Raw genomic sequence first — 3495 nt, forward strand, 5'->3', positions numbered from 1 at the left:
GAGATCTTCTCGTTGCCTCGCTGAAACGAACGACTGAAGGCATGTTGGTGAACAAGTCATTGCGTCGCTGGCTGTTGCTGGCTTTGGGCAGCCTCTTGCTGTTGCCGTGGTACCAGCAGGAGGCTGGCTTTTTTGGGGGCAACTGGCTGGCAGACGGATGGCCGGGCAGTGCCACCTCGGCATCCGCGTTGTGGCAGGTCTGCCGCTTCGGCCGAGGCGAGCTGTGGCCTTTGCTGCTGATGCCCGTCGTCGCACTCGCGCTGGGCCAGCTCAGGTTGTCGCGCCGCGCCCAGGGCATCAGCTCGGTGGCGCTCGGCCTGGGGAGTCTGCTGTGGCTCGCCTTCATCAGCAGAAGTCCGGGCAGCGTGAGCGGCGCCGAGACACTGGGCCTCGGCTGGGGCGCGATGCTGTTCAGTGCTTGCGCACTCATGCAGTTGAGCACTGGTGCCGCACTGCTCGGGGCATGCCGCGGTGATGTGTTCGTGTGTGGCGTGATCGCTGCGCTGGTGGCGTTGATCGGTCTGTTCGTGATGCTGCCCGTGGTGCGCGTGCTGGCCGGGGCCTTTCAAAGTGAGGCCGGCTTCAGTCTGCAAGCGGGCGTCGCGCGGGTGCTGGACGGTCGCATCTGGTCGCTCGGTTGCCTGGGCGCTGGCCAACGCTGCGGTGTGGCCTGGAACACGCTCTTTCTGGCCTTGGCCACCGCGGCCGGCACGACCCTGCTCGGCCTGGCCTTTGCCCTGGTGGTTACGCGAACCGGGTTCCGCTTCAAGCGCAGCCTGCGCGCGCTGACCGTGCTGCCGATCATCACGCCGCCTTTCGTGATCGGCATGGCGCTGATCCTTCTTCTCGGACGCAACGGCGTCGTCACGGGCTGGTTCAGTGAACTCACCGGCATGGCACCCGGACGGGGCCTCTACGGCTTCTACGGCGTGTGGTTCGCTCAGCTGCTTTCATTCACGCCCATTGCCTTCATGGTCCTGATCGGGGTGGTCGAAGGCGTCAGCCCGTCGGTGGAGGAAGCCTCGCAGACGCTGGGCGGTTCGCGCTGGCAGACCTTCCGTCGGGTGTCGCTCCCGTTGATGCGGCCGGGCCTCGCCAATGCCTTCCTGGTGGCGTTCATCGAGAGCCTGGCGGACTTCGGCAATCCCATGGTGCTGGGTGGCAGCTACAGCGTGCTGTCGACCGACATCTACTTCTCGATCGTGGGTGCGCAGAACGATGCGGGCCGCGCCGCCGGACTGGGCGTGGTGCTGCTGGCCTTCGCGGTGAGCGCCTTCGTGGCCCAGCGCTTCTGGATCGGCAAGAAGTCGTACACCACCGTCACCGGCAAGGCAGACAACGGCCAGCACGCCGGGCTCGACCCGCGCCTGAGCTGGCTGCTGAGCGGCGTGGTGGTGCTGTGGACCAGCTTCACCGTCGTGCTCTACGGGATGATCCTGGCCGGTGGCTTCGTCAACCAATGGGGCCGCGACAACAGCTTCACCTTGCGCCACTACGCCGATGCTTTCGGAATCGAAGCAGGCGAACGCGGGTTGCGCTGGGTCGGCACGGCCTGGGATTCGCTGTTCACGAGTCTCATGATCGCCGGCATCTCGGCGCCAATCACTGCAGCGCTCGGTCTGGTGGCGGCGTGGCTGCTGGTCCGCCAGCACTTCACAGGCCGCTCGGCGTTCGAGTTCGCCACCATGCTGAGCTTCGCCATTCCCGGCACCGTGATCGGCATCAGCTACGTGCTCGCATTCAACACGCCGCCGATCGAGTTGACCGGTACCGCCGCAATCCTCGTGTTGTGCTTTGTCTTCCGCAACATGCCGGTGGGCCTGCGCGGCGGCATCGCGGCGATGAGCCAGCTCGATCGCAGCCTGGACGAAGCCTCGACCATGCTCGGTGCGAACAGTTTCACCACCGCGCGTCGCGTGATCCTGCCGCTGATGCGTCCAGCGCTCAGTGCAGCGTTGGTGTACGCCTTCGTTCGCAGCATCACCTCGATCAGCGCCGTCGTCTTCCTTGTGAGCGCCAAGTACAACATGGCCACGGCCTACATCGTTGGGCTGGTGGAGAACGGCCAGTACGGCATCGCCATCGCCTACGCCAGCGTGCTGATCGTCGTCATGCTGTTGTGCGTGCTGATGGCGCAGCGCCTAGTCGGTCAGCGCAAGCTGCGGCGCCACAACCGTGTCGAGGGCTCCGTTCCTGCCAATGCGCCCCTTCCCCCTCTCGTCTTGAAGAAAGCTCAGTCATGAACTCCGCGATGCAGGATTCGAGTGCACTGGTGTTCCACCATGTCACCAAGCAGTACGGCCCGGTGGTCGCCGTGGACGATGTCTCATTCAGCATTCCGAAGGGCACGCTGGTCACCTTGCTCGGCCCGAGCGGCTGCGGCAAGACCAGTACGCTGCGGCTGATCGCCGGGCTCGAGAGCGTCAGTCGCGGACAGATCTTGATCGGGGGGCGCGATGTGACGCAAGAGTCGGCCATCGAGCGCAACGTGAGCATGGTGTTTCAGTCGTACGCGCTCTTCCCTCACATGAGCGTGATCGAGAACGTGGCCTATGGCCTCGAGGTCAGCGGCATGCGTAAGGCTGAGGCTCGGGCTCAGGCGGCCGAAGGGCTTCGGCTGGTGGGGCTCGTCGACTTCGGCTCGCGACTGCCGAGCGAGCTCTCCGGCGGGCAGCAACAACGCGTGGCCGTGGCACGGGCGCTGGTGCTCAAGCCGCAGGTGTTGTTGCTGGACGAGCCGCTGTCCAACCTGGACACCAAGCTGCGGCGCCGGGTGCGCGACGAGATCCGCGAGATCCAGCAGCGCCTGCAGCTGACCGCGGTGTACGTGACGCACGATCAGGAAGAAGCGCTGGCCGTGTCCGACCAGATCATCGTGATGAACCATCAGCGCATCGCGCAGCACGGCAGCCCGCGCGACCTGTTCGAGACGCCGGCCGACGAGTTTGTCGCTGACTTCATCTGCGATGCCAACCTGGTGAGCGGCGAGGTGCGTGGGACGCCGGTCGACGGACTGGTGGATTGTCATATCGGTGGCTCCGTGGTGCGCCTGGCGAATCGGCGCGGCTATCGCGGCGGCGTCAAGGTCGCAGTGCGCCCCGATGCCATGCTGCTGAGCCCTGCTGCGGCCAACGACGCGCTGGTGGGCCAGGTTTTGACGGCGGCATTCCTGGGGACCGAGATGCAGTATTCGCTGGCCTCTCCCCTAGGCGAGCTGTTCGTGCGGCAGGCTGAGGTGCGCAAGCCGCTGCCGGTTGGTGGGTCCGTGGCGATCCGCTTTGCGAGCCACGGTGTCTCCATCGTCGGGGGCCAGGCATGACGTCCTTGTCGATGAGCGCGCGGCATGAGTTGGTGCAGGCAGTGGCCCGGCGGGTCGGGCGCAGGGCGCTGGAGATGTTCCAGCAGCGAGAGCGGTTGGTGATCGAGTCGAAGGGCCTGCAAGACATGGTGAGCGCGGCCGACCGCGAGATCGAGCAGCTGATCAGGGCCCAAGTC

At 65.8% G+C, this 3495-nt stretch carries 3 protein-coding genes; all 3 read left to right on the forward strand.

Annotation, left to right across the window (positions count from 1 at the left end):
- Positions 1-41: 41 nt before the first annotated feature.
- Complete coding sequence (locus VFL64_RS17540) at positions 42-2243, forward strand: ABC transporter permease (RefSeq protein ID WP_489541671.1); 2202 nt, start codon at positions 42-44, stop codon at positions 2241-2243.
- The gene (locus VFL64_RS17545) at positions 2240-3319 is read left to right on the forward strand and encodes an ABC transporter ATP-binding protein (RefSeq protein ID WP_489541669.1); all 1080 of its coding nucleotides are present in this window, start codon (positions 2240-2242) and stop codon (positions 3317-3319) included. The genes VFL64_RS17540 and VFL64_RS17545 overlap by 4 nt, the downstream gene beginning before the upstream one ends.
- Positions 3316-3495, forward strand: a 180-nt coding sequence (locus VFL64_RS17550) for a hypothetical protein (protein ID WP_489541670.1), incomplete at its 3' end; no start/stop codon positions are given. The genes VFL64_RS17545 and VFL64_RS17550, both read left to right, overlap by 4 nt.

This window comes from Rhizobacter sp. (genome assembly GCF_035702065.1).
In the GTDB taxonomy this organism is placed as follows: Bacteria; Pseudomonadota; Gammaproteobacteria; order Burkholderiales; family Burkholderiaceae_C; genus Rhizobacter.